Genomic DNA, 24,041 nt, shown 5'->3' with positions numbered 1-24,041 from the left:
TACGGACTGGTGGGAGACCTCTTTACCGTGGTGCCCGAACTGACCGGAAAGCTCTAGGACCATCTTCTGTGCGGAAACATCCTCGGGGGGTCCGGGGGGCGAAGCGCCCCCGGCGTCCCGAACCAGGACGGCAGGACAAATGCGGCGCCCTGCCCCGATCAAAGCCGCAAACAACAGGGAGACTGCATGATGAGAAGACTGCTGATGACCACGGGCCTGATCGCCGGGGGCCTAGGGGTGGCCGGTGCCGCAAGCGCGCAGGACTGCGGCGACGTGACGCTGGTGCTGCACAACGTCCAAAGCGCCGAGGTGCTGGCCCAGGTCGACAAGTTCATCCTGGAACACGGCTATGGCTGCGATGTCGAGACCGTGCCCGGCGACACCGTGCCCACCACCACCTCGATGGTGGAAAAGGGCGATCCCGATGTTTCCTCGGAAACCTGGGTCGATCTGCTGCCCGAAATCGTCCCGCGGGGCATCGAGGAAGGCAAGATCGTCTTCGGATCGAAGGCGCTGCCCGATGGCGGCGTGCAGGGATGGTGGATCCCGAAATACCTGGCCGACGCCCATCCCGACATCAAGACGGTCGAGGACGCCCTGGCGCATCCCGAACTGTTCCCCGACCCCGAGGATCCCAGCAAGGGCGTGATCTTCAACGGCGCCGAAGGCTGGGGCGCGACGGTCGTGACCAACCAGCTTTACAAGGCCTATGACGCCGAGGCCAAGGGCTTCACGCTGATGAATCCCGGTTCCGCGGCGGGCCTGGACGGCGCCATCGCGCGTGCCTATGAGCGCGGCGAGGGCTTCATCACCTATTACTGGGCGCCGACCGCGCTGCTGGGCAAATACGACATGGTGATGCTGGAAGCCACCGTGCCGCACGATCCGGCCGAATGGAAACGCTGCATCACCAATATCGACTGCCCCGATCCCAAGGTGACGGCCTGGCCGGTCGATACGGTGATGACCGTCGTCACCAAGGACTTTGCCGAACGCACCAGCCCCGCCGTGATGGACTATTTCAACACCCGCGGCTGGAGCAACGACACCGTGGGCAAGCTGATGTCCTGGCAGACCGAGAACCAGGCTACCGGAGAGGAAGGCGCCCTGCATTTCCTTGAGGAGAACAGGGATCTCTGGTCCCAGTGGGTGCCCGCCGAGGTCGCCGAAAAGGTCCAGGCCGCGCTGTAAACCCGCCCGGACGGTCCGCCCGGACGCCGGGCGGACCAGACCCTGCCCTGTCCCCCATCACCCGAGGCACCCATGGCGTTCAAGCGCATGATCCACGCCGTCGATACCCATGCCGGAACGCCCATGCGCGTGATCACCGGCGGCATCCCGCATATCCCCGGCAATTCCGTCTATGAAAAGATGAAATGGCTGGAAGGCCATGACGACGGGTTGCGCAAGATGCTGCTGCGCGAACCGCGCGGCTATTCGGCCCATTGCTGCAACATCCTGGTCCCGCCTTCGCATCCCGAAGCGCAGGCCGGATATGTCATCCTGGAACAGATCGAATATCCCGTCATGTCGGGCGGCAATACCATCTCGGTCGTGACGGTGCTGCTGGAAATGGGCCTGCTGCCGATGCAGGAACCCGTCACCGACCTGGTGCTGGAAGCGCCCGCCGGGCTGATCCGGGTGCGCGCCGAATGCGCGGGCGGAAAGGTCAAGGCCGTCACCTTCCGCAACGTCCCGGCCTTTGCCGCGCATCTGGACGCGGAAATCGACGTGCCGCATCTGGGCCGCGTGCGCGTCGACGTGGGCTGGGGCGGCATGTTCTATGTCATCGCCGATGTCCGCCAGTTCGCGGGGCTGGAACTGAGTCCCGGACATGGCCGGGAAATCGCCCGCGTCTCGTCGATGATCCGCCAGGCCGCGATCGAGCAGCTGCCGGTAGAACATCCCGACTATCCGGGCGTCGGCATCACCATCTCGCAACTGTCCGGCCCGTCCGACGATCCGAAGGCCGACTGGAAGAACGCCGTCACCATGGCCTCGGGCGAGTTTTCCTGGGACGACCCGGCGACCTGGACCGGCGCCCTGGACCGCTGCCCCTGCGGCACCGGCACCTGCGCCAAGATGGCGGTCCTGCACGCCAAGGGCGAATTGCCCCTGGACCGGCCCTTTCGCCACCAGGGCATCCTGGGCAATATCTATACCGGCAGGCTGGTCCAGGAAACGACCCTGGGCGGCCGCCCTGCCGTGGTCCCCGAGGTATCGGGCACAAGCTGGATCTATGGCCTGAACACCATCGTTCTGGACCACGACGACCCGTTCCCCGAAGGTTTCACGGTGGGCGACACCTGGGCGTAAGGGAACGGCCGCTCAGGGAACCGGGACCGCCGGGCTGCCCGCCAGGCGGATCGGGACGGCGCGCAGCCGGGCGGCCTCGGCCGCGTCATGGGTGACCAGGACCAGCCCCGCCCCGCTGCGATCCAGCAGCCCGGCGGTCAGGTCCATCATCCGGCCCGCCGTACCGGGATCGAGACTGGCGAAGGGTTCGTCCATCAGCAGGATGTCGGGACGCGCGGCAAAGGCGCGGGCCAGCGCCAGGCGGCGCTGCTGGCCAAGCGACAGCTGCCGGGGAAACTTGTCCTCGTGCCCCGACAGCCCGACCTGGGCCAGCAGGGCACGGGCCTCGGCCTCGGGACAGCCGGTCGGCAGGGTGACGTTGGCGACGGCGCGGCGCCAGGGCAGCAGGGTCGGTTCCTGGAACACCACGGCCAGCCGGTCGCGCCCCTCCAGCCGCCCGTCGAAATCGCGGTCCAGACCGGCCAGGATCCGCAGCAGGGTCGATTTGCCGATCCCCGACGGTCCCAGCACCGCCACCCGCTGACCGCGTTCGACCGCCAGCCGCAACGGACCCAGCACCGGGCGCCCGGCGAAGGATTTTCCCGCCAGATCAAGCCTCATCGCGGCGCCAGCGGTTCGCGCGCGCCTCGGCGGGACGCAGAAGGGCCAGGTCGATCAGCAGCATCACCGCAACGAAGGCCAAGGCCCAGGCCAGCACGCCCGCCACGTCGAAGCTGGAAAACAGCAGGTGGATCTTGAAGCCGACGCCGTTGGACCGGCCCAGGAATTCGACCACCAGCACGATCTTCCAGATCAGAGACAGACCCGCCCGCGCGGCCGCCGCGATATGGGGGGCAAGCTGGGGCAGCACGACATGGCGCAGCCGCGCCCGCCAGCCCATCCGAAAGGCCGCCGCCATGTCGTCCAGATCCGGGCGCAGGGCACGGGCGCCTTCGCGCAGCATGACGGTGGTCACGGGGATCTTGTTCAGCGCCACGGCGGCGACGGCGGCGACCTCGTTCAGGCCGATCCAGATATAGGCCAGCACGATCACTACCAAGACCGGGACGTTCAGCGCGATGACCAGCGACGGGTTCAGCCAGTGGTCCGCCGCCCGCGACCGGCCCATCCACAGGCCCAAGGCGGTGCCGACGGCCATGGCGATGGCAAAGCTGGCCAGCACGCGCCCCAGGGTGGCGCCCGCGTGCAGCCACAGCTCGCCCGACGCGGCAAGCGTGGCGACCCGCCCGGCCACCGCCAGCGGCGACGGCATGGTCCGCGGATCGCCCGCCAGCGCCGCGAGGGCCGTCCACAGCGCCAGCAGCAGCAGGACCGACAGCACCCCCGGCACCAGTCCGGGCCGCTTCTGAGGGGGCGCGTCAGTCACCTTGCCAGAACAGCCCCTCTGGCAGGTCGGTCAGCCCGCCGGTCAAGTCGTCGCCGCCCAGGTCGGCCAGGACCGCGAACAGGTCCCGTGCCGCATCTGCATCGACCGGACCCTCGGCCGGGATGCCCGCGCGCCAGCCGTCGCGCAGGGCCATGAATTCCGCATCCGTCGTGGCCCCCATGACCGGGCGCAGCGCCTGCCAGGCGGCATCGTCGGCCGACAGCAGATCCTTGGCCTGCCGGGACGCCCGAGCCAGGCCGCGCGCCAGATCCGGGTGATCCGCCACCCAGTCGTCGCGCAGCACATAGCCCAGCAGCGGCGTGCCGGGATCCAGACCCAGGCCCTGCGCGGCATCGGCGACGCTGATAACCTCTCGCATCCCGGCGGCCTGCATCAGCGCCAGGAAGTGCCAGAAATTGACGGCGCCCGCGACCTCGCCCGTCTGGGCGGCGTGCTGGATCATCGGCGGGGCGCCGAACACCTGCTCCGTCACATCCGCCAGGTCGCGGCCGGTCTGCTGGCGATAGAAGGCGCGCAGGATCAGCCAGCTTTTGTCCACCGGCCCGCCGGCGATGCCGATCCGCCGGCCTTCCAGGTCCGCCAGGGTCCGCACCGGGCTGTCGGCAGGGACGACCAGCCCGCCCACGGCGGTGGAATAGGGCCAGAAGGTGAAGGGCGCCCCGTTCGCCCGCTGCACCGCCACCCAGATCCAGTCCGACACGATGGAGTCGACCTGGCCCCCCTGCATCGCTACCTGGGTCGCCGGATTGCCCGCCAGGGCCAACATGCGCAATTCGAATCCGTTCTGGCGGTCGAAACCCTGGTCGCGGATCGTCTGCAATTCCCAGGCGACGGTGCCGTTTTCCAGCGTGCCGATGGTGATGGCGGGTAAGGAAGCCTGCTGCGCAAGACCGGGCCCCGCCTGCGCCAGGATCGCCGCGGCAAGACCAAGGGCCGGACCCGCGATCCGGCCAGCCCACGGAAAGCGCATGGTTCCCCCCTTGGCTTTCTTCCGACCGCAAGGTGGCACGACCGCCGCCCGGTCACAATCGACCAGAAGTCGCACCCCTGACACGGGGCCGGGGATCAGGCCCAGCGGCGCTTCAGCGCGACCAGGTGCAGCGCCGCCGCCGCCGCCCCGCCGCCCTTGTTCTGGCCCTGCGGATCGGCCCGAACCTGGGCCTGGGCGATCGTCTCGACCGTCAGGATGCCGTTGCCGATGCAATGCCCCTGCAACCCCAGCAGCGTCAACCCGCGAGAGCTGTCGTTGCACACCGTGTCGTAATGGGTGGTTTCCCCCCTCACCACGCAGCCCAACGCGACATAGCCGTCATAGAGATCGCGGGCGGCGGCCAGGGCGATGGCGGTGGGAATCTCCAGCGCGCCCGGCACCTCGACCAGATCGAGGGCGGCGCCTGCCTGGGCCGCCACGGCCCGCGCGCCCGCGACCAGCCCGTCCGCCACCTGCCGATAATAGGGCGAGACGACGATCAGCAGCCGCGCGCCGGAAACCTGGGGCAGCGGAAGCTGGTGATGTTCGATGCTGGCGGCCATGGCTTACCCCTTGATCGGACGCGTGGAATGGATCGAAAGCCCATAGGCGTCAAGCCCGATGACCTTGACCGGCGCCGAATTGGTCAGCAGCACCAGATCCGACAGGCCCAGGGCGGACAGGATCTGCGCCCCCAGCCCGTAATGGCGGATCACATGCGAGGAAACCTCGTCCTGCCGCGGCAGGCGCGGCTCGGTGTCGCGGAACAGCACGACGACGCCCCTGCCCTCGTCGGCGATCATGCGCATGGCCTGGTCCAGCGTGCCCGCGTTCCGGCGGCCGATGCCCAACACGTCGTGCAAGGGGTCCAGCACATGCATCCGCACCATGACCGGGCCGGGCGCGGTCAGGTCGCCCTTGGTCAGCACGATATGTTCCGCGCCCGAAGTGTCGTCGGCGAAGATGCGCATCATCCAGTCGCCGCCATGCGCGGAATGGACCGCCATCTGGCCGCGTTCGGCGATCAGGTTGTCGTGGCGGCGGCGATAGGCGATCAACTGGCTGATGGTGCCGATCTTCAACCCGTGCCGCTGGGCAAAGGCCACCAGATCCGGCAGCCGGGCCATGGTGCCGTCGTCGTTCATGATCTCGCAGATCACGCCCGAGGGGTTCAGCCCCGCCAGCCGGGCCACGTCCACCGCCGCCTCGGTATGGCCGGCGCGCACCAGCACGCCGCCGTCGCGGGCGCGCAACGGAAAGACATGGCCGGGCGTGGCGATGTCGGCCGCGCCCCTGGCGGGGTCGATGGCCACCGCGATGGTGTGGGCGCGGTCGGCGGCAGAGATGCCCGTGGTCACGCCTTCGCGCGCCTCGATCGACATGGTGAAGGCGGTCTCGTGGCGGCTGGAATTCTTGGCGCCAAGCAGCGGCAGCCCCAATGCGTCGATCCGCGCGCCGGTCATCGACAGGCAGATCAGACCCCGGCCATGCGTCGCCATGAAGTTGATGACCTCGGGCGTGGCCATCTGCGCGGGAATGACCAGATCGCCCTCGTTCTCGCGGTCCTCGTGATCGACCAGGATGAACATCCGGCCGTTGCGGGCCTCGTTGATGATGTCCTCGATGGGGGAAATCGCGTCGGACCAGTCACGCTCGACCGGTCCTGGAATGTCGTCGGTCATCCGCCGCTCCTGCACAGGGGTCGGTGACGGGTCAACACCCTGGCCGCCACCATCGGGTTTTCGCTTCGGCCGACCATGGCGATCATCGACAGGCGCGGGCCTGTCCTGCATCTGCACCGCAACCCCACCCGGTGCAACCCCCGTCAGCCGCCGACCGATGCGACAAGACGCGCGTCGAGGGGAGAGGGCGCGGATGGGCGTATTCGCATCTGGGGGAATCGCGGCAGGCGCGCGACAGGACATTGCGTTTGCGCCAACCGCGAGGGCCGGAGCTTCGGCGCAGCTCACCCGGCAGTGTCGCGGCGTGCCAGGATCTCGTCCAGGCGCCGACGCGCGGCGTCGGGAAGGTCGTCGGGCAGATCGGCCTTGCTCGCGGGCCTGTCGCCCACCTGGATCAGCATCACCATCCCCATGGTGAAATGGGGCGAACACTTGATGCCCCAGATGCCCTCGGCCTCCAGCGTAACCTCGATTTCCTCGTTGATCTTGCCGATGAATTTCTCGCCGCCCTCGGGGATCATGCCGGCGATGGCGGCGGCGTTGTGGCCGGGATCCGTGGCGATGAACTTCACCGTGTCGCCGGGCCGGATCACCAGATAGTCCGGCTCGAACGGCATGGGGCCGGTGTCGTTGCGGTTCAGCATCCTGACCTCGTGCACCTCGGCCAGGGCGGCGGCGGGCAGCAGGCAGGCAAGCAGGGCGGCGCGAAACAGCATGGCGGTTCCTTTCAGGACAGACGTTGGAAGGCGAAGACCGGGCGTCCGCCGCCCGGATGGGGGATCAGCGCGGCCTCGACCGCGAAGATGTCGCGGATCAGCGCAGGGGTCAGGACCTCGGCCGGGGGGCCCAGGGCGGCGCAGCGCCCGGCCGTCATCACCAGAACGCGGTCGCAGCGCAGGGCGTGGTGCAGATCGTGCAGGGCGATGACCGAGGCGATGCCCATCGCCTCGACCAGATCGAGGATCGCGATCTGGTGGTGGATGTCCAGGTGGTTGGTCGGCTCGTCCAGCAGCAGGACGCGGGGTTCCTGGGCATGGGCGCGGGCGATGTGGACGCGCTGGCGTTCGCCCCCGGAAAGCGAGGACCAGTCGCGATCCGCCATCGCCTCCATACCCACGGCGGCAAGGGCTGCGGCGACGGCGGCCTCGTGCCGCCCGCCCCAGGGTTCCAGCGGGCCGAGCCAGGGGGTGCGGCCCAGTTCCACCGCGTCGCGGACCCGGATGCGGTCGCCGGTCTCGGCCGATTGGGCGACAAGCGCCAGGCGGCGCGCCACCGTCCGCCGGGACATCCGGGCCATCGGCCGCCCCTCCAGCAGAACCTCGCCGCCGCTGGGCCGGATCAGCCCGGCCAGCATCCCCAGCAGCGTCGACTTGCCGGAACCGTTCGGTCCCACCAGGCCCAGCGTTTCGCCCGGCTGCACGCGCAGGCTGACATCGGCGACGATCTGCCGTCCGCCGACGATGCGGGACAGGCCGATGGCTTCCAGGACCGGGGTCATCGGTGCCGCCCCCGGATCATGATCAGCGCAAAGGCGGGCGCGCCGACCAGGGCGGTGATGACGCCGATCGGCAAAACCTGGCCCGGAATGGTGATCCGCGACACCACGTCCGAGACGACCAGGAACACCGCCCCCGCCAGGGCGGTCGCGGGGACCAGGCGGACATGCCGGGGACCGACCAGGATCCGCATCGCATGCGGCACCACCAGGCCCACGAAGCCGATGGCCCCGGCGATGGAAACCATGATCGCCGTGACCAGGGCCGCCGTGCCGATCAGCACCGCCTGCGTCCGGCGCAGGCCGATGCCCAGCGACGCGGCGCTGTCCGCGCCGAAGGTAAAGGCGTCCAGCGCCCGCGCGTGCCACAAGGCCACGCCCAGGCCCAGCCCGGCCATCGGCAGCGCCAGCCATGTGTCGGGCCAGCGCACGCCCGACAGGTTGCCCAGCAGCCAGAACATGATGCCCCGTGCCTGCTCGGCGCTGGCGGACCGGGCGATGATCAGCGCCGTCAGCGCGTTGAACATCTGCGACCCCGCGATACCGGCAAGGATGATGACCCCTGCCCCGCGTGTGCCGGTGCCGCCGCCTGCCGCCCGCGCCAGCGCCGCCACCAGCACGAAGGCCGTCAGCGCACCGGCAAAGGCACCGGCCGACATCGACAGCATCCCCGCTCCGATCCCCGCGACCGAGACCGCGACGGCCCCGGTCGAGGCACCGGCGGAAATTCCCAGCAGATAGGGTTCGGCCAGCGGGTTGCGCAGCAGCGCCTGGAGGATCAGCCCCGACAGCGCCAGGCTGGCGCCGCCGCAGGCCGCCACGACCGCGCGCGACAGGCGGTAATGCCAGATCACGCCGGCATCGACGGCGCCGACCTCGGCCTGCGACAGGCCGGCCTTGACCGACAGCACGTCCAGCACCACCGACAGCGGGATCCGCGTCTCGCCCACCGCCGTGCCGAAGAACAGCGCCGCGGCCAGGATCACGGGCGCAAGCCAAAGCCATCCCCAGCCCTGCACCACGGCGCGATCCCTCATTTCAGGCCGAACCCGGCCAGCGCCTGGGCCAGGGCTTCCAGGGCGTAGATCGACCGGACCGAGGGGTCCATCGCATTGGCCTCGATCGTCACGATGCGGTCGTTCTTCACGGCGTCCATTTCCCTGGCGACCGGGTCGCTGGTCAGGAAATCGCGCTTCACGGCGATGTCGTCGGCGGGAAAGCGGCGGCGGTTCATCTCGGCCGCGACGATGAAGGACGGGTTCGCGCTGGCGATGGTTTCCCAGCCGACGGTCGGCCATTCCTCGGCGGAATCGACGATGTTGCGGACCCCAAGCGTGGACAGCATCCAGCCCGGAACGCCATAGGCGCCCGCGACATAGGGATCGATCTCGATATCGGCCGAGGAATACCAGAAGACCGCCGTGACATCGTCGGGCAGGTTCAGCGCCCCGGCCTTGTCCACGGCGGCGGCTTCGCGCGCCTTCAGGTCGGCGATGACCTGGGCGCCGCGCTCCTCGACATCGAAGATCCGCGCCAGTTCCGCGATGCCCTGATAGACCAGGTCCGGGTCGAACATCACCGTGCGCGCGCCGTCCATGCTTTGCGTATTGTCCTTGCCGACGCATTCGGTGGGCATGACCCAACTGGGGATCCGCGAATCGTCGAACATCTCGCGCGTGCCGACGGCGCCTTGCGGCCCGATCATCCATTCATAGGCGGTGACGACCAGATCGGGATTCTTGCCCAGGACGCTTTCGAAGCTGGGGGCGTTGTCAGCCAGCCGTTCGACCTTGGCATCCGTTTCGGCGAATTCGGGCAGGACCGGGTTGATCCACAGCGCGGTGCCCGCCACCTTGTCGGCCAGGCCCAGCAGATACAGGATCTCGGTCGTGCTCTGGCCGACGCTGACCACCCGTTCGGGGGCCTTGTCGATGGTGACCCGATGGCCGCAACTGGTCAGGGTCAACGGGTATTCGGTGCCCGCCAGCGCCATGGGCGCAAGGGCAACGGCGACGGCGGTTGCCGTGGCTAGCTTCAACATCATGCTTCCTTCCGATGCATTCGGCGGGACGGAAGGCATGGACACAGGCGCGGGGACCACGACCCGCAACACGATGTCACGCCGAGCCGACCCGCTCGGGTTGAACAGACTGCGTCGGCAGGTCTCCTGACTGGCGGATGATCGCATTGCCCGGCCTTCCCGGACCGAGGTCCAGTGGCATGATCGGGCAGGCTACCGCTTACAGTTGCGGGGGCAGTTCCGGTTGTCGCCCAGGGGCGGATCCGGATTCCCTATTAATTCCGGGTGGAAACCGACGCACCGTCCTTAGCCCGAAGCGGGTTTTCTGACAAGATCGCCTATCGGTCGAAAGGGACGGTCGGTCCCGATTCCCGCGAAGGGCGCCAAACCCGGTGACAAAGATGCCTTTCAGCCGCCGTCGAAATAGCGGATCCCCTTGACCACCAACTCGCCCAGGCTGGAGGCGCCCAGCTTGTCGCGCAGCACCAGGCTGACATTGGACACGGTCTTGTAGCTGATGCAGGCCCGGTCGGCGATCTCGCGATAGGACAGGCCCTCGGCGATCAGGCCCAGGATCTCTTCCTCGCGCGCGGTCAGGTTGGCGGCATTGCCGCGCCGGCCGGGCAGGTTCATCAGCGCGATCTGCGTCGCAAGCCGGCCCTCGACATAATTGCCGCCGGCCAGCACCTCGGTCAGGGCGATCAGGATCTCGTCCGAGGGCGAATCCTTGTTGATGACGCCATTGGCCCCCGCATGAAGCGCGCGGCGGGCCAGGATCGGGCTGCGATGCATGGTGAAGACCAGGATCGGCAGATCCCGGTCCAGCATCCGCAGCCGGTCGATCAGCTTGATCCCCGCGATCCGGTGATCGCCAAGCGTCAGGTCGACGACCATCAGGTCGGGCCGCGCCGCCCGCCAGGCGCGCCAGCCTTCCAGCGCGGTGGCCGCGCCGACGATCTCGCAGGGGATGCGCTGGCGGATGATGCGGCCCCAGCCTTCGACAACGACGGGGTGATCGTCGATGATGACGATGCGCTTCAGGCCGTTGGCCGATTGTTTCCGGGGCGGGGCTTCGATCATCGGTGCGGCATCCTCAGTTCGGTGACGGTTTCGGCGCCCACGCGGCGGGGCGGGTCGAAGGCGGCGCCCAGGGCGCGCGCGCGGTCGCGGATGCCGGCCAGCCCGTGTCCCCCGGCCGAGCCGCGCCCCGAAGGACCGCGCCCGTCATCGCGCAGCTGCGTGACGATCTGGTCCTGGGTCCGGCGCATCTCGATGCGGATGCGGCGGGCCTTGCCATGCCGGACGGCGTTCAGCAGGCTTTCGCGGACGAAGCGATAGATCGCCGTTTCCGCAGGCTCGCTGGCCGCGATCCGTCCGTCGCAATCCAGGTCGATGGCCACATCCGGCGCGATCTCGGCGAATTCGGCCACCAGTTCGCCCAGAAGTTCAGGCAGCGATCCGTGGCCCATCAGCATCGGGCGCAGGTCGTTGATCGCGGTGCGGGCGCTGTCGCGGACCGCGCCCGCATGGACCAGGATCGCCCGCAGCGCATCGTCAAGCTGCGCCGATCCGGGGCCCGAAACCTCGCGCGCGGCGGCGCGGGCCTGGGACAGCGCCGCGTTCAGCGCGAAAAGCTGCGGACCCATGTCGTCATGCAGATCCGAGGCGATCTTCGCGCGCTCGGTCTCGGACAGGGTCAGCAGCCGGGCTTGCAGTTGCCGGTTTTCTGCCCGCTGCGATGTCAGGTGGTCGGCCAGCGCGTTCACGCCATTGGCCAGCGCCGCGAATTCCGCCAGCCGGTCAGGCGGCGCGCGGCGGTCCAGATCGCCCTGCCGCATCGCGCCCAGCGCCTCTTGGATCGCGCGCAGGCGGCGCAGGATCAGGCGGCTGAAGCCCATCGACATGCCGACCAGCGCCGCGCAGGTCAGCGCCAGCAGCGGCATGATGATGCGGAAATCCTCCCAGACCTCGGCGATCTCGTCGGCGGGATCGGTCTGGATGACCAGCCAGCCCAGGACGTTGGGATAATGCGAGATCGGAACGCGGTCCGACCGCAGTTCGGGGCGCATCAGGTCGCTGAACCAGCCCGGCGCCTGGTCCTCTGTCAACGCCGCACCCTCCGCATGGGGCGTCACGGGATGGCCGTGGTTGTCCGTCACAGAGGCGGAAAGATGGCGCAGGGCGTCGATCTCGGCGGCCAGCTGCATCGCCTGGCCCATCGTGTCCTGGCCCGCGAAGCGCGGCGGCATCCGCACCGCGACCGTGGCCTGGGCGGTGCGGAAGGCCGACGAGGTTTCCTCGTCTATGGCGATGCGGGCGTTCAGGACGATGATCGCGGCGACCGTGGCGCAGAGCATGACCCCAACCGCCACGGGCACGATGGTGACGATGCGGTGCAGCGACCAGGGCCGGATCCGGGACGGGACGGCGGCATCTGGCAGGATCCGGGCCTCAAAGCGCATCACGGCACCCGGCCTTCGGCGGTGGCGGCCCGCATGGCGGCGGCGTGGTCGGCGCCCTGGGCGCGCAGGACGCGATAATGCTGGATCACCGGGCCGATGCTGGGCCGATCCGGGCCGCCGCCAGCGGCAAGCTGGTCCAGCAGCGCCGCGATGGCGATGGGCGGATCGTCCTTCCGCCGGATCTCGTCCCACAGCTGGGCCGCGCGATTGGCGATCATGCGCGGGCTGTCGCCATAGGCGGCCGTCGCGCGGTCCAGGGACGGCGCGATCCCGTCGGCGGGGTGCCCGGTCACGCGGGCCAGAAAGGCCGCGGGGGCTTCGTCGCCGGTCGCATCCAGCCAGGCCTGCCCCTGCGCCGGCATCCGGTGGGCCTGTTCCGATGCGGCGGGCAGGGTCTGCTCTTCCTCGCGGCAGGCGGACAGGGCCAGGGCCATCAGGGCGGTCATGGCGGCGGTGCGGTATCGTGTCGCAGTGACCTGCATCCGGTCCTTTCCCAGTCCGGGGCGATTCGCCCCCGCGCCCGATGCGCCCTTCAAGGCTAGGTCAGCCCAAGGGATGAGACAATCTGCGCGGGCTTCGGACAATGGTATGGCCGATCGGGACGCGCCATGACTTTCCCCCCGCTTCAACGGGGAAAATCCCCCGCGAAGATCGGGGACCGTTCCCCGCAGACACGCCCGCGGCGGGGTGTTCTGATCGTCCTTGCAGCAGACCGAACGCCCACAGGCGGAAGGCTGGCAGCAGGCGCGCGGGACCGGAGGGGAGGGCTCCGACACCGGATCCGCCGCGCGATAGGGAGAGGATCACATGAAACGCACAATTCGCAAGACGATGACGCATGTCTCGCCGCTGGCCGTGGCAAGCGTGCTGGCCTGCGGGCTGGCGGCGCCCGCCGCCGCCAACGACACATTGGTGGAACTGGCCCAGGATCCGGCGAACTGGGTCATGACCGGGCGCGACTACAACGCGCAGAACTATTCCGAGATGACCGAGATCAACAAGGAAACCGTGGCCCGGCTGCGCCCGGCCTGGTCCTTCTCGACCGGGGTGCTGCACGGGCACGAGGGCACGCCTCTGGTGGTGGGCGACAAGATGTTCATCCATTCGCCCTTCCCGAACACCACCTTCGCGCTGGATCTGAACGATCCCGGCACGATCCTGTGGCAGAACAAGCCGCGCCAGAACCCGACCGCCCGGACCGTCGCCTGTTGCGACGTGGTGAACCGGGGCCTTGCCTATTGGCCGGGCGACGACACGCGCGGGCCACTGGTGTTCCGCACCCAGCTTGACGGCCATATCGTCGCGATGGATGCCGATACCGGCGAGAATATCTGGATCATGGAGAATTCCGACATCAAGGTCGGCTCGACCCTGACCATCGCGCCCTATGTCATCAAGGACATGGTGCTGGTGGGCAGTTCGGGGGCGGAACTGGGCGTGCGCGGCTATGTCACCGCCTATGACGTGAAGACCGGCGAACAGCGCTGGCGCGCCTTCGCCACCGGCCCGGACGAGGAGCTGAAGCTGGCGTCCGATTTCAACGAACCGAACCCGCATTACGGCCAGTTCAACCTGGGTCTGGAGACCTGGGAGGGCGACGCCTGGAAGATCGGCGGCGGCACCAACTGGGGCTGGTATGCCTATGACCCCGACGAGGATCTGTTCTACTACGGTTCGGGCAACCCCGCGCCCTGGAACGAGACGATGCGGCCGGGCGACAACAAGTGGACCATGGCCATCTGGGGCCGCGAGGCCGAGACGGGCGAAGCCAAGTTCGCCTATCAGAAGACCCCGCATGACGAATGGGACTATGCCGGCGTCAACGTGATGATGCTGTCCGAACAGGAAGACAAGGACGGTCAGATGCGCAAGCTGCTGACCCATCCCGACCGCAACGGCATCGTCTATACGCTGGACCGCACCAATGGCGACCTGATCTCGGCCGACAAGATGGACGATACGGTCAACTGGGTGAAAGAGGTTCAGCTGGATACCGGCCTGCCGGTCCGCGACCCCGAATTCGGCACCCGCATGGACCACAAGGCGCGCGACATCTGCCCCTCGGCCATGGGCTATCACAACCAGGGCCATGACAGCTATGACCCGGAACGCAAGCTGTTCATGCTGGGCATCAACCATATCTGCATGGACTGGGAACCGTTCATGCTGCCCTATCGCGCGGGCCAGTTCTTCGTCGGCGCCACGCTGGACATGTATCCGGGACCGAAGGGCGATCGCCAGAACGGCCTGGGGCTGGGCCAGATCAAGGCCTACAACGCCATCACCGGCGAAATGGCCTGGGAGAAGATGGAGCGTTTCGCCGTCTGGGGCGGCACCATGTCCACGGCGGGCGGGCTGACCTTCTATGGCACGCTGGACGGTTACATCAAGGCGCGCGACAGCGACACGGGCGACCTGCTGTGGAAGCACAAGCTGCCTTCGGGTGTGGTCGGCCATCCGATGACCTATCAGCATGACGGGCGCCAATATGTCGCCATCTATTACGGCGTGGGCGGCTGGCCCGGCGTGGGCCTGGTCTTCGACCTGAACGACCCGACCGCCGGTCTGGGTTCGGTCGGCGCCTTCCGCAGGCTGAAGGAATTCACCCAGATGGGCGGCGGCGTGATGGTCTTTTCGCTGGACGGCAACAGCGTCCATACCGACGACGTGAATATCGGCGAATGGATCCCCGGCGACGACGCCTGATCCCCGCCGCGGCGGGCCGCGACCGGCCCGCCGCATCATCCGACCGACATTTGGGAGACTTGACGATGAACGCGACGATTTCGCGCCTCGGCTGCGGGACGGCTGCCCTGCTGTGCGGCCTTGGCACCGCCGCAGCCCAGGACGCCGACACGCTGCGGGTCTGCGCCTCGACCATGGACGCGCCCTATTCGACCGAGGACCGCACCGGCTTCGAGAACCGGATCGCCGAGGTTCTGGCCGACGAGGCGGGGATGACCCTGGATCTGGTGCAGATCGGCAAGGACGCGATCTATCTGGTCCGCGACGGGATCGAGGACGGTTTGTGCGACGTGCTGATCGGCGTGGACCAGGGTGACAGGCGGCTGCTGACCAGCGAACCCTATTACCGTTCGGCCTATGCCTTCATCAGCCGCCAGGACCGGAACTTCGAGGGCGACAGGTGGCAGGACGTGGACCGGGAAGGGTTCGACACCTTTTCCTATCGTTATCACAGCCCGGCCGAGACGATCCTGAAATATACCGGCCGCTATGAATACAACCTGATCTATCAGGCCTCGCTGACGGATTTCGAGGATCGGCGCAACAAATACACCCAGGTTCCGGCCGACCGCGTCGTGTCCGAGGTCGCGGCGGGCAATGCCGATCTGGGCATCGCCTTCGCCCCCGACGTGGCCCGCTATGTCCGCGATTCCCGCGAGCCGCTGAAGCTGACCCTGATCACCAACGAGATCGAACGCCAGGATGGCGTCATCATCCCGCTGCAATACAGCCAGTCGGTCGGCGTCGCGCCGGACAAGCCCGAACTGCTGGACCGCATCAACACGGCCCTGGAATCCGGCAAGGACCGCATCCGGGCGATCCTGGACGAGGAAGGCATCCCGACCTTGCCGCTCGATTCCTAAGACAAGGACAAGACATGAGGCATCTTTCGCTGGCAGTGATCGTGACGGGCTTGGGTTTGGGGCTTGGCGCCGCCTTCGCGCAGCCACAGTTCTACAACACGGTCGACGGCTCTCCGCTGAACTTCGACGACGCCATGGAGGAAGGCCGCGACACCGAGGCGGTCAAGGAATTCATGGCCACCGGGGTCAACATCTATAACGAGAACCCCGAGGTGATGGCCCAGGCCGAGGAAACCTACAACACCATGTGTTCGGGCTGCCACGGCCATTACGGCGAGGGCAAGATCGGGCCGGGGATCAACGATTCCTACTGGACCTATCCGCAGAACGAAACCGATGTGGGGTTGTTCTCGACGCTCTATGGCGGCGCTTCGGGGCAGATGGGTCCGATGTGGGGCAGCCTGACCCTGGACGAGATGCTGCTGGCGATGGCCTGGGTGCGCCATCTCTATACCGGCGATCCGCAGACCGCGACCTGGCTGACGCCGGAACAGCGCGAGAACTTTGCCCCGTTCAAGCCCCAGGGCGCTGAGGAGGACCAGTCCTGAGGCTGCGACCGGCCGGCGCAGCGGCGCCGGTCATTTCCACAGAAGGAGGAGAACAGATGAAACTGATCGCATTCGGCATCGCCGCCGCGATGTCCCTGGCCGCCCCGGCCTTCGCCTATGACGGCACCAACTGCCGCGCCCCCGGCAATTGCTGGGAACCCAAGCCCGACTATCCCGAACGGGTCGAGGGTTCCGAATACGACCCCCAGCACGATCCGGCGGAACTGTCCAAGCAGGGCGAATCCCTGGCGGCGATGGACAATCGCAACGCCTGGCGGATCTGGCATGCGGCCCAGACGGGGACGTTCGAATACGATGTCGCCAAGATCCCCGGCTATGAGGAAGGCGCCACGCCGCCCGCACAGTGACCGGGGCGTGCCGCGCCCCCGGACGGCTACTCCCAAATGTCACGTCCCGGCGCGGCACATCCGCTTTTCCACGGTGATCCATGCTGCAAGATGCCCCTGCCCCGGCCGACTGGCTGTCCCGCCTGCGCGACGCCGAGGCGCAACTCAATTCCGTCGTCCTGGGCCAGTCGCGGGCCATCCGGCTAATCCTGCTGTCGGTTCTGGCGCGCGGCCATGTGCTGCTGGCGGGCGACGTGGGCACCGGCAAGACGACGCTGCTGCGCGCGGTCGCCCGCGCCATCGGCGGCCCCTATGCGCGGGTCGAGGGCACGGTGGATCTGCTGCCCACGGACCTGATCTATGACGCGCATCTGGACGACGACGGAAAGCCGCGGATCGAACCCGGCCCGGCGCTGTCGCAGGGCGAGGATCTGTCGATCTTCTTCTTCAACGAGATCAACCGCGCCCGCCCGCAGGTTCACGCCATGCTGCTGCGGCTGATGGCCGAACGCAGCCTGACCGCCTTTCGCCGCGAATACCGCTTTCCGCATCTTCAGGTCTTCGCCGACCGCAACCAGATCGAGCGCGACGAGACGTTCGAACTGCCCGCCGCCGCCCGCGACCGCTTCGCGATGGAAATCCCGGTGACGGTGCCGACGGCCCGCGACGACCGGATCGCCCTGGCCTTCGACACCCGTTTCCACGACACCGACGCGCTGATCGGCGGCCTGTCCGCCGGCGTGCTGCCTTATCACGGGCTGAACCGGCTGGCCGCGCAGATCCAGGCGGGCGTCCATGCCAGCCCGGCCTTGCAGCGCTATGTCTTCGACCTGTGCGACGCCCTGCGCGATCCGGTCCGGGCGGGGCTTTCCGTTCAGGACGCGGACATGGCCCGGCTGGTGCAGGGCGGCGTCAGCCCGCGCGGGATGCAGGCCCTGGTGCGTGTCGCCCGCGCCGCCGCCTGGGCCGATGGCCGCGACGCGGTGCTGCCCCAGGACGTGCGCGAGGTCTTTGCCCCGGTGATGGCCCATCGCACCTTTCTTGGACCCGCCTACGAGGCACGGCGCGAAATCCTGGTGCCCGCCCTGATCCGCGCAGCCTTCGACACGATCCCGGTGCCTGCGGAATGACGGCGGACCTGCATCTGTTCGACGCCCTCGCCTGGCGGATGGCGCAGCCGCAGCCCGGCCTGCGCCAGGGCGCCCATCGCGGCCGAATGCGCGGCGCGGGCGGCGCGTTCGCCGATCTTGCGCCGCTATTGGCCTATCCCGACGCACGGCGGCTGGATCTGCGCCGGTCGCTGACCGATCCGATGGGCGGTTTCTTCGTGCGCCGTTTCGAACGGCCCGCCGACATCACGCTGCATGTGCTGGTGGATGCCTCGGCCTCGCTGGGGGCGGGGGCCTTATCCGACCGGCAGGGGCTGGCCGCGCTGATGGCGGGCGGGCTGGCCCAGGCCGCCCGGCGCGGCGGCGACCGGGCGGCGGTCCAGGCGGTCGGCGGCAACGAGATCCTGGCCGCGCTGCCCCCATCTCGGCGGGCAGGTATCGGGCAACAGGCGCGCGATCTGATCGCGGCGCTGATCCCCACGGGGTCGGGCGTCGGCGGGCTGATCGCCGCCGCATCCTCGCTGCCCCGGCGGCGCGTCCTGGTCGCGGTGATTTCGGATTTCGACATCTCGGCGCCCGAACTGGCCCTGCTGCTGGAAGCGCTGTCCCCCCGTCCGGTTCTGCCGATCTGGCTGCGCGACAGCGGGCTTGAGGAACCGCCCGGCGATTTCGGCCTGGCCGAGATCCGCGATCCCGAAACCGGCCGCCGCCGCACGCTGCTGACCTCGGGCAGATGGGCCGCCCGCCAGGCTCAGGCCAGCCTGCGCCACCGGCAGTCCCTGCGGGCGGTCTTTGCGGGCCAAGGCCTGCGTCCCGTCGAGATCCGCGACAGCATCGACATCGGCGACCTGATCGCCACCCTGGACGAGGCGCCGCTATGAAATGGCTGGCGCTTGCGCTGCTGCCCCTGCCCGCCCTGGCGCAGCCGGTCGTCACGGCGGACAATCCGCATGGCTATGGCTGGTGGCTGGGCGACGAACTGGTGCAGCGCGTCACCATCGCCCTGCCGCCGGGCGTGACCGTCGATCCCGCCAGCCTGCCGCGCCCTCGGGCGGTGGATTACTGGCTGGACCTGCGCGCGGTCGAAGCCGAACAGGCCGACACCGGCCTGCATCTGACCCTGCGCTGGCAGAACTTCTATTCCGCACTGGAGCCGAGTTGGCGCGAGGTTCCCGCCCAGCCCATCCGCCTGTCGGACGGCACCGTGGCGGAACTGCCGGGTTTCGGCTTCGTCACCTCGCCCCTCCGGCCGCTGACCGCGCCCTCGACCGCCGATCAGTTGCAGCCCGATCCGCGTTTCCGGCTGATCGACCCGATGCCCGCCCGCGCGGGCCTGGGCCTGTCGCTGGCGGCGCTGATCCTGTCGGGGCTGGGCCTGGCCTGGCACCAGGCCTGGGGACCGTTCCGCGCCCGGCCCGCGCGCCCCTTCACCCGTGCGGCGCGCGCAATGGCCCGCCTGCCCGACCGCCGGTTGCTGCACCGCGCCCTGGACGCCGCGTTCGGCCGCGTCCTGATCGGCGCGGACCTGCCGCAGTTCCTGGCCGCCCGGCCCGAGTTCCGCCCGCTGGCCGACCGGCTGGCCGCCTTCTTCGCCGCCTCGGACGCCGCCTTCTTCGGCCAGCACGCGCACCCCGACACGGCCGAGGCCCAGGCCCTGGCCCGCGACCTGGCGCGGATCGAACGAGGGCGGCGATGATCGGCTTTACCGCACCCTTCGCCTTGTGGGCGCTGCCGCTTGCGGGCCTGCCGCTGCTGACGCGATGGCTGCGATCCTCGTCCGTGCCCCGGCTGGATCTGCGTCCGGCCGAAGGGGTGTCCCGCGCCGTAGATCGCGGGCTGACGGCGGCGGGCGTGATCGCGCTCGCGGCGCTGATCATGGGCCTGGCCGGTCCGTATCTGCGGGGCGGATCCCTGCCCTATCGCGGCATGGGCACCAACCTTGTTCTGCTGATCGACCGCTCCTCCAGCATGGACGACACCTTCGCGGGCCGCGCGCCCGACGGGACCGACGAAAGCAAGGCCGCCGCCGCCCGCCGCATCCTGCAAGACTTCATCGCGGGCCGCCCCGACGACCGCATCGGCATCGCAGCCTTTTCCACGGCGCCGTTGCAGGTGCTGCCGATGACCACCAGCCGCAGCGCCATCGCCGCGGCCATCACCGCGCAGAGCGAACGCGGCCTGTCGCAGACCGATGTGGGGCGCGGGCTGGCCCTGGCGATGCAGATGACCCGAGACGCGTCGGCCATGGGATCGCGGGCGGTGGTGCTGGTGTCGGACGGCGCCGCCGTCATCGCGCCCGAGGTGCAGGATCTGGTCCGCGAACTGGCCCTGGAACAGCAGGTCAACCTCTATTGGCTGTATCTGCGGACCGAGGGCGCGCGCAGCATTTTCGACCCCGGCGCGCCGGGCGAGGCGGACAGCCCCCAGACCCGGCCCGAACGCCACCTGCACCTGCTGTTGCAGCGGCTTGGCATCACCTATCGCGCCTTCGAGGCGGAAAGCCCCGAGGCCGTGGCCCAGGCCGTCGCCGAGATCGGCACCCTGGAATCCAGGCCGATCCTGACCGAACGCAGCTTGCCCCGCCGCGATCTGGCTTGGCTGTGCTTCCTGGCCGCCGCGCTTGCCGCCGCGCTGCTGACCGCCGCCCGCGCGTTGGAGCGGCCCTTCGCGCCCCGCCGCCCCGCCCCGCTGGTGCGCCAGCCATGAGACGGCTGGCCTTCATGGCGCTGCTGCTGTGTCTTGCCGCGTCCCTCGCGGCGACCGCCTGGTTTGGCCGCGCCGTCTGGCAGGACGCCCGCGACAATGCCGCGATCCGCGACCTGGCGGCGGGCCGCGACGCCATTCCGGCCGCAAGCGCCGATCCGCGCGCCACCCATGCCCGGATCCTGTTCCTGGCCTGGCGCGACCGCCTGCCCGAGGCGCAGGATCGGCTGCCGCTGCTGGTCGGCGCCCCGCCCGAACTGCTGTCCGAGGCCAGCTATGCCATCGGCAACGCCCGGATGCGCGCCGGTTTCCAACAGATCGAAGCGGGCAATTTCGAGAATGCCGAAACCGAGATCTCGCTTGCCAAGACCGCCTATCGGGACGCGCTGCGCGCCGTGCCTGGGTTTCGGGACGGCAAGGTGAACCTCGATCTTGCCATGCGCCTGGTGCGCGACCTGCCCCGGCCGCTGGCCGACGGCGAAAGCGATCCGCTGGCGCAGCCCCGCAGGCTGTGGACCGATCTGCCCGGCCTGCCTCGGGGGGCGCCATGAGGGTGCGCGTGATCCTGCCCGCCATCGCCGCCATCCTGGCCGGAATGGCGATGATCGGCCCCGGCCTGACGCGCCCGCAGCGGCTGACCGATGCGCTGGTGGTGGTGGACATCACCCGGTCGATGAACACCCGCGACATGGAGGGCGGCTCGCGGCTGGACTACGCGCGCCGCGCGCTGACCGACTGGATCGCGACCCGCCCCTGCGGCAGCCGCATCGGCCTTGCGCTCTTCACCGAACGCCGCAGCCTGACCCTGTTCGAGCCGGTCGAGATCTGCGCCGACTTCGCATCCATCAAGGGCGCGATGGATGGACTGGACTGGCGAATGGCCTGGGAAGGCGACAGCATGATCCAGAAGGGCCTGGACCACGCGCTGCGCCGCGCCGGGGGGTTGGGCGTTCCCCTGATCTTCGTGACCGATGGGCAAGAGGCCCCGCCCCTGCCCTATTCCGGCGCGGCCCGATTTGCAGGCGACAGTCCCGGCGGGCTGATTCTGGGCGTGGGCGGCGATCAGCCCGCGCCGATCCCGAAATTCGACGATCTGGGCCGCGAGGCCGGTTTCTATGAACCCGGCGACGTGCAGCACGCCCCGGCACGGCTGGGCGCGCCGCCGCCCGACGCGGCCCAACGCCCCGGCTGGCACCCGCGCAACAACCCCTATGGCGAGTCTGACCTGGACGGCAGCGAACATCTGTCGGCCCTGCGCGCCGAGTATCTGGCGGACCTTGCCGCAGAACGCGGCCTTGGCTTCCTGCGCCTGTCGGACGGCCCGGCGGCGATCGACCGCGCGCTTGCCGTCCATGCGCCGGGCAAGACCGTCCCGGCGACCCGCAGCCTGTCGCCGCCCCTTGCGGCGGCGGCCCTGGTCCTGCTGCTGACACTTTGGGTCATTGGCGGCAGGCGCGTTTCCCTGACCCGACAGGACATCACATGACATTTGGAAAATTCGTCGCCGCCGCCGCGCTGACAGCCTCGCTTGCCCTGCCCGCCTGGGCGCACGGCCCGACGCCCCAGCAGGCCGAACAAAAGATCACCCTGGCTACCCCGCCCGAGGCTGTGTGGAAAATCCTGCGCGACCCCGCCAGCATCGCCGACTGGCACCCCGATGTGGCCTCGGTCGCCATGGAGGGCGAGGGCAAGGGCGCCAGACGGACGGTCGAATTCACCTCGGGCGGCACGGTGACCGACGGCATCGACCGTATCGACGACGATACGCTGGAAATCCGCTGGCGGCTGAGCGAGCCGGATATCGAGGTCTTTCCCGTCAGCTACTATACCAACAGCATCACGGTCGCCCCCGCCGCCGAAGGGTCGGACGTAACCTGGAAAGCCAGCTTCTTCCGCGCCGACACCACCAACGAACCCGCCGAACAGTTCAGCGACGAGGCGGCCGTCACGGCGATGAAGGCCCTGATCGACAATGGTTTGTCAGGTCTGAAAGATGCAGCAGATCACGGCGGTCCAAGCTGACGGACGCTGGCCCGGAAGCTGTCGCGTATCGGTGCCGCTCCTGATGCTTGCCTGATCGAGAATGCTGGACACTCGGATGAGGTCATCGGCGGGCGAGCTCATCCGTGTATATCCCCAAATCGGTGGGCGCCGGGATGAAGACCGCAGCCTGTCTTGCTGTTGCAGCATAGAAAAGCCTGCCAGCGGCGACGCTGGCAGGCCCGGATGCACATGTCCTGCAAGACGGAATGTGCCAGATCGCTCGACGGCAGGTTTCCTTTTACTCGCCTGCCTCGGCGGATCTTCTGTTCCACCGGATCGAGGACCACAGCGACACGCCGATCAGCGCCGCGCCGCCCAGGCCGGTGATGACCTCGGGGATGTGGACGAAGGATTGCAGGAACATGATCACCGACAGCGCGATGATGGCGTAGAAGGCGCCGTGTTCCAGATAGCGGTATTGCGCCAGCGTCCCCTTTTCCACCAGCATGATGGTCATCGACCGCACATACATCGCGCCGATGCCCAGGCCGATGGCGATGATGAACAGGTTCTGCGTCAGCGCGAAGGCCCCGATCACGCCGTCAAAGCTGAAGGACGCATCCAGCACCTCCAGATACAGGAAGGCGCCCAGGCCGCCCTTGGCGCCCGCGACCAGCGTTTCCTGTGTGCTGTCCAGCAGCCCGCCCAGAACCTCGACCAGCAGGAAGGTCAGCAGGCCCCAGATCGCGGACTTGAAGAACACCTCGGATTCGGCAGGATCCAGGAAGCGCGAGAAGATCAGGATCAGCGACAGCACCAGGGCGACCTCGATGCCGCGGATGGTCGCGTATTTCTGCATCTTGGATTCCAGCCAGCGGACCCAATGCACGTCCTTTTCATGGTCGAAGAAGAAGGACAGGCCGACCATCATCAGGAAGGTGCCGCCGAAGGCCGCGATGGGCAGGTGCGCATCATGCATGATGCGGGCGTATTCCTCGGGCTGGGCGGCGGCCAGGACCACGGCCTCCCACGGGCCGATCTTGGCGGCGATCACCACGATCAGCAGCGGGAATACGATCCGCATCCCGAAGACGGCGATCAGGATCCCCCAGGTCAGGAAGCGGCGCTGCCAGACCGGCGTCATTTCCTTCAGCTTGTTGGCGTTGACGATGGCGTTGTCGAAGGACAGCGAGATTTCCAGCACGGCTAGCACCGTGCAGATGAAGAAGATCGTCAGCGTGCCGCCGACCGTGCCGGTCATCTGCCAGCCCAGATAGGCGCCCAAGGCCAGGCCGACGACGGTGACGATGAAGGCCCAGGTGAAATAGTGAAGGATCGGCCGGGCGCCTGCGTGCGCGCCATCGGAAGGCAGTCCGTTTTCCATGCAAAGAATCCAGGCGGCTGTTTCGAA

The 24,041-nt window shown here is 68.6% G+C and carries 26 protein-coding genes and 1 riboswitch; of the genes, 13 read left to right on the top strand and 13 right to left on the bottom strand.

Annotated elements, in window-relative coordinates; all coding sequences use genetic code 11:
* Positions 1-189: 189 nt before the first annotated feature.
* Positions 190-1,191, top strand: a complete 1,002-nt coding sequence (locus PARHAE_RS06995) for a glycine betaine ABC transporter substrate-binding protein (protein ID WP_126153898.1) — start codon at positions 190-192, stop codon at positions 1,189-1,191.
* Between the two features lie 72 nt (positions 1,192-1,263).
* A complete protein-coding gene (locus tag PARHAE_RS06990; RefSeq protein WP_126153892.1) occupies positions 1,264-2,316 on the top strand; it encodes a proline racemase family protein in 1,053 nt (350 codons plus the stop codon).
* Positions 2,317-2,328: 12 nt separating this feature from the next.
* On the opposite strand, the gene PARHAE_RS06985 is transcribed toward PARHAE_RS06990, so the two are convergent.
* From PARHAE_RS06985 to PARHAE_RS06930, 12 genes are all read right to left on the bottom strand, one after another.
* Positions 2,329-2,916 (bottom strand): ATP-binding cassette domain-containing protein, encoded by a 588-nt coding sequence (locus PARHAE_RS06985; protein ID WP_126153891.1) that lies wholly within the window; start codon positions 2,914-2,916, stop codon positions 2,329-2,331.
* Complete coding sequence (locus PARHAE_RS06980) at positions 2,906-3,682, bottom strand: ABC transporter permease (protein WP_241232704.1); 777 nt, start codon at positions 3,680-3,682, stop codon at positions 2,906-2,908. The genes PARHAE_RS06985 and PARHAE_RS06980 overlap by 11 nt, the downstream gene beginning before the upstream one ends.
* Positions 3,675-4,673 (bottom strand): ABC transporter substrate-binding protein, encoded by a 999-nt coding sequence (locus tag PARHAE_RS06975; protein WP_126153890.1) that lies wholly within the window; start codon positions 4,671-4,673, stop codon positions 3,675-3,677. The genes PARHAE_RS06980 and PARHAE_RS06975 overlap by 8 nt, the downstream gene beginning before the upstream one ends.
* Before the next feature lie 95 nt (positions 4,674-4,768).
* Complete coding sequence (locus PARHAE_RS06970) at positions 4,769-5,236, bottom strand: 6,7-dimethyl-8-ribityllumazine synthase (RefSeq protein WP_126153889.1); 468 nt, start codon at positions 5,234-5,236, stop codon at positions 4,769-4,771.
* A gap of 3 nt (positions 5,237-5,239) precedes the next feature.
* Positions 5,240-6,355, bottom strand: a complete 1,116-nt coding sequence (gene ribB / locus PARHAE_RS06965) for a 3,4-dihydroxy-2-butanone-4-phosphate synthase (protein ID WP_126153888.1) — start codon at positions 6,353-6,355, stop codon at positions 5,240-5,242.
* A gap of 284 nt (positions 6,356-6,639) precedes the next feature.
* The gene (locus PARHAE_RS06960; protein ID WP_126153887.1) at positions 6,640-7,071 is read right to left on the bottom strand and encodes a pseudoazurin; all 432 of its coding nucleotides are present in this window, start codon (positions 7,069-7,071) and stop codon (positions 6,640-6,642) included.
* Between the two features lie 11 nt (positions 7,072-7,082).
* Complete coding sequence (locus PARHAE_RS06955; protein WP_126153886.1) at positions 7,083-7,853, bottom strand: ABC transporter ATP-binding protein; 771 nt, start codon at positions 7,851-7,853, stop codon at positions 7,083-7,085.
* Positions 7,850-8,887 carry a FecCD family ABC transporter permease gene (locus tag PARHAE_RS06950; RefSeq protein ID WP_126153885.1) on the bottom strand — a complete coding sequence of 346 codons (1,038 nt, stop codon included), beginning with the start codon at positions 8,885-8,887 and terminating at the stop codon, positions 7,850-7,852. Before PARHAE_RS06950 ends, PARHAE_RS06955 begins: the two co-directional genes overlap by 4 nt.
* Positions 8,884-9,894 (bottom strand): ABC transporter substrate-binding protein, encoded by a 1,011-nt coding sequence (locus PARHAE_RS06945; RefSeq protein WP_206436885.1) that lies wholly within the window; start codon positions 9,892-9,894, stop codon positions 8,884-8,886. The genes PARHAE_RS06950 and PARHAE_RS06945 overlap by 4 nt, the downstream gene beginning before the upstream one ends.
* Positions 9,895-9,990: 96 nt before the next feature.
* A riboswitch (cobalamin riboswitch) is annotated at positions 9,991-10,182 on the bottom strand.
* 96 nt (positions 10,183-10,278) lie between these two features.
* Positions 10,279-10,950 (bottom strand): response regulator transcription factor, encoded by a 672-nt coding sequence (locus PARHAE_RS06940; RefSeq protein WP_126153884.1) that lies wholly within the window; start codon positions 10,948-10,950, stop codon positions 10,279-10,281.
* Positions 10,947-12,332 carry a LapD/MoxY N-terminal periplasmic domain-containing protein gene (locus tag PARHAE_RS06935; RefSeq protein ID WP_241232706.1) on the bottom strand — a complete coding sequence of 462 codons (1,386 nt, stop codon included), beginning with the start codon at positions 12,330-12,332 and terminating at the stop codon, positions 10,947-10,949. Before PARHAE_RS06935 ends, PARHAE_RS06940 begins: the two co-directional genes overlap by 4 nt.
* Positions 12,332-12,814, bottom strand: coding sequence for a protein moxZ (locus PARHAE_RS06930; protein ID WP_126153882.1), 483 nt, complete (start codon positions 12,812-12,814; stop codon positions 12,332-12,334). Before PARHAE_RS06930 ends, PARHAE_RS06935 begins: the two co-directional genes overlap by 1 nt.
* Positions 12,815-13,139: 325 nt before the next feature.
* Between PARHAE_RS06930 and PARHAE_RS06925 the strand changes: the two genes are divergently transcribed.
* The 11 genes from PARHAE_RS06925 to PARHAE_RS06875 all read left to right on the top strand — a co-directional run bounded on the left by PARHAE_RS06925 (position 13,140) and on the right by PARHAE_RS06875 (position 22,669).
* Positions 13,140-15,038, top strand: a complete 1,899-nt coding sequence (locus PARHAE_RS06925) for a methanol/ethanol family PQQ-dependent dehydrogenase (protein ID WP_241232703.1) — start codon at positions 13,140-13,142, stop codon at positions 15,036-15,038.
* Positions 15,039-15,103: 65 nt separating this feature from the next.
* Complete coding sequence (gene moxJ, locus PARHAE_RS06920; protein ID WP_126153881.1) at positions 15,104-15,940, top strand: methanol oxidation system protein MoxJ; 837 nt, start codon at positions 15,104-15,106, stop codon at positions 15,938-15,940.
* 14 nt (positions 15,941-15,954) lie between these two features.
* Complete coding sequence (gene moxG, locus PARHAE_RS06915; protein WP_126153880.1) at positions 15,955-16,488, top strand: cytochrome c(L), periplasmic; 534 nt, start codon at positions 15,955-15,957, stop codon at positions 16,486-16,488.
* Between the two features lie 56 nt (positions 16,489-16,544).
* Positions 16,545-16,856 (top strand): methanol dehydrogenase, encoded by a 312-nt coding sequence (locus tag PARHAE_RS06910; RefSeq protein WP_126153879.1) that lies wholly within the window; start codon positions 16,545-16,547, stop codon positions 16,854-16,856.
* Between the two features lie 80 nt (positions 16,857-16,936).
* Positions 16,937-17,965 (top strand): AAA family ATPase, encoded by a 1,029-nt coding sequence (locus PARHAE_RS06905; protein ID WP_126153878.1) that lies wholly within the window; start codon positions 16,937-16,939, stop codon positions 17,963-17,965.
* On the top strand, positions 17,962-18,825 hold the full coding sequence (locus PARHAE_RS06900) for a DUF58 domain-containing protein (RefSeq protein WP_126153877.1): 864 nt from the start codon (positions 17,962-17,964) through the stop codon (positions 18,823-18,825). Before PARHAE_RS06905 ends, PARHAE_RS06900 begins: the two co-directional genes overlap by 4 nt.
* The gene (locus PARHAE_RS06895; RefSeq protein WP_126153876.1) at positions 18,822-19,640 is read left to right on the top strand and encodes a nonribosomal peptide synthetase MxaA; all 819 of its coding nucleotides are present in this window, start codon (positions 18,822-18,824) and stop codon (positions 19,638-19,640) included. Before PARHAE_RS06900 ends, PARHAE_RS06895 begins: the two co-directional genes overlap by 4 nt.
* Positions 19,637-20,650, top strand: coding sequence for a vWA domain-containing protein (locus tag PARHAE_RS06890; RefSeq protein ID WP_126153875.1), 1,014 nt, complete (start codon positions 19,637-19,639; stop codon positions 20,648-20,650). Before PARHAE_RS06895 ends, PARHAE_RS06890 begins: the two co-directional genes overlap by 4 nt.
* Complete coding sequence (locus PARHAE_RS06885) at positions 20,647-21,198, top strand: hypothetical protein (protein WP_126153874.1); 552 nt, start codon at positions 20,647-20,649, stop codon at positions 21,196-21,198. Before PARHAE_RS06890 ends, PARHAE_RS06885 begins: the two co-directional genes overlap by 4 nt.
* Positions 21,195-22,133, top strand: coding sequence for a vWA domain-containing protein (locus PARHAE_RS06880; protein WP_241232702.1), 939 nt, complete (start codon positions 21,195-21,197; stop codon positions 22,131-22,133). The genes PARHAE_RS06885 and PARHAE_RS06880 overlap by 4 nt, the downstream gene beginning before the upstream one ends.
* Positions 22,130-22,669 (top strand): SRPBCC family protein, encoded by a 540-nt coding sequence (locus PARHAE_RS06875; RefSeq protein WP_126153873.1) that lies wholly within the window; start codon positions 22,130-22,132, stop codon positions 22,667-22,669. Before PARHAE_RS06880 ends, PARHAE_RS06875 begins: the two co-directional genes overlap by 4 nt.
* 259 nt (positions 22,670-22,928) lie before the next feature.
* On the opposite strand, the gene PARHAE_RS06870 is transcribed toward PARHAE_RS06875, so the two are convergent.
* A complete protein-coding gene (locus tag PARHAE_RS06870; RefSeq protein ID WP_126153872.1) occupies positions 22,929-24,014 on the bottom strand; it encodes a DUF475 domain-containing protein in 1,086 nt (361 codons plus the stop codon).
* Between the last annotated feature and the right edge of the window lie 27 nt (positions 24,015-24,041).

This window comes from Paracoccus haematequi (assembly GCF_900631945.1).
In the GTDB taxonomy this organism is placed as follows: domain Bacteria; phylum Pseudomonadota; class Alphaproteobacteria; order Rhodobacterales; family Rhodobacteraceae; genus Paracoccus; species Paracoccus haematequi_A.
Note: the sequence above shows the minus strand (reverse complement) of the source record. Positions and strands in the feature narration are given on the sequence as shown.

What these genes read in the sequence shown, in the direction of transcription:
- PARHAE_RS06975 (WP_126153890.1), bottom strand. Translation starts at nt 4,673, where the DNA reads ATGCGCTTTCCGTGGGCTGGCCGGATCGCGGGTCCGGCCCTTGGTCTT.
- PARHAE_RS06950 (WP_126153885.1), bottom strand. Translation starts at nt 8,887, where the DNA reads ATGAGGGATCGCGCCGTGGTGCAGGGCTGGGGATGGCTTTGGCTTGCG.
- PARHAE_RS06930 (WP_126153882.1), bottom strand. Translation starts at nt 12,814, where the DNA reads ATGCAGGTCACTGCGACACGATACCGCACCGCCGCCATGACCGCCCTG.
- PARHAE_RS06905 (WP_126153878.1), top strand. Translation starts at nt 16,937, where the DNA reads ATGCTGCAAGATGCCCCTGCCCCGGCCGACTGGCTGTCCCGCCTGCGC.
- PARHAE_RS06875 (WP_126153873.1), top strand. Translation starts at nt 22,130, where the DNA reads ATGACATTTGGAAAATTCGTCGCCGCCGCCGCGCTGACAGCCTCGCTT.
- PARHAE_RS06945 (WP_206436885.1), bottom strand. Translation starts at nt 9,894, where the DNA reads ATGATGTTGAAGCTAGCCACGGCAACCGCCGTCGCCGTTGCCCTTGCG.
- PARHAE_RS06955 (WP_126153886.1), bottom strand. Translation starts at nt 7,853, where the DNA reads ATGACCCCGGTCCTGGAAGCCATCGGCCTGTCCCGCATCGTCGGCGGA.
- PARHAE_RS06990 (WP_126153892.1), top strand. Translation starts at nt 1,264, where the DNA reads ATGGCGTTCAAGCGCATGATCCACGCCGTCGATACCCATGCCGGAACG.
- PARHAE_RS06935 (WP_241232706.1), bottom strand. Translation starts at nt 12,332, where the DNA reads ATGCGCTTTGAGGCCCGGATCCTGCCAGATGCCGCCGTCCCGTCCCGG.
- PARHAE_RS06895 (WP_126153876.1), top strand. Translation starts at nt 18,822, where the DNA reads ATGAAATGGCTGGCGCTTGCGCTGCTGCCCCTGCCCGCCCTGGCGCAG.
- PARHAE_RS06880 (WP_241232702.1), top strand. Translation starts at nt 21,195, where the DNA reads ATGAGGGTGCGCGTGATCCTGCCCGCCATCGCCGCCATCCTGGCCGGA.
- PARHAE_RS06870 (WP_126153872.1), bottom strand. Translation starts at nt 24,014, where the DNA reads ATGGAAAACGGACTGCCTTCCGATGGCGCGCACGCAGGCGCCCGGCCG.
- PARHAE_RS06900 (WP_126153877.1), top strand. Translation starts at nt 17,962, where the DNA reads ATGACGGCGGACCTGCATCTGTTCGACGCCCTCGCCTGGCGGATGGCG.
- PARHAE_RS06960 (WP_126153887.1), bottom strand. Translation starts at nt 7,071, where the DNA reads ATGCTGTTTCGCGCCGCCCTGCTTGCCTGCCTGCTGCCCGCCGCCGCC.
- ribB (WP_126153888.1), bottom strand. Translation starts at nt 6,355, where the DNA reads ATGACCGACGACATTCCAGGACCGGTCGAGCGTGACTGGTCCGACGCG.
- PARHAE_RS06890 (WP_126153875.1), top strand. Translation starts at nt 19,637, where the DNA reads ATGATCGGCTTTACCGCACCCTTCGCCTTGTGGGCGCTGCCGCTTGCG.
- PARHAE_RS06970 (WP_126153889.1), bottom strand. Translation starts at nt 5,236, where the DNA reads ATGGCCGCCAGCATCGAACATCACCAGCTTCCGCTGCCCCAGGTTTCC.
- PARHAE_RS06885 (WP_126153874.1), top strand. Translation starts at nt 20,647, where the DNA reads ATGAGACGGCTGGCCTTCATGGCGCTGCTGCTGTGTCTTGCCGCGTCC.
- PARHAE_RS06925 (WP_241232703.1), top strand. Translation starts at nt 13,140, where the DNA reads ATGAAACGCACAATTCGCAAGACGATGACGCATGTCTCGCCGCTGGCC.
- moxJ (WP_126153881.1), top strand. Translation starts at nt 15,104, where the DNA reads ATGAACGCGACGATTTCGCGCCTCGGCTGCGGGACGGCTGCCCTGCTG.
- PARHAE_RS06940 (WP_126153884.1), bottom strand. Translation starts at nt 10,950, where the DNA reads ATGATCGAAGCCCCGCCCCGGAAACAATCGGCCAACGGCCTGAAGCGC.
- PARHAE_RS06995 (WP_126153898.1), top strand. Translation starts at nt 190, where the DNA reads ATGAGAAGACTGCTGATGACCACGGGCCTGATCGCCGGGGGCCTAGGG.
- moxG (WP_126153880.1), top strand. Translation starts at nt 15,955, where the DNA reads ATGAGGCATCTTTCGCTGGCAGTGATCGTGACGGGCTTGGGTTTGGGG.
- PARHAE_RS06910 (WP_126153879.1), top strand. Translation starts at nt 16,545, where the DNA reads ATGAAACTGATCGCATTCGGCATCGCCGCCGCGATGTCCCTGGCCGCC.
- PARHAE_RS06985 (WP_126153891.1), bottom strand. Translation starts at nt 2,916, where the DNA reads ATGAGGCTTGATCTGGCGGGAAAATCCTTCGCCGGGCGCCCGGTGCTG.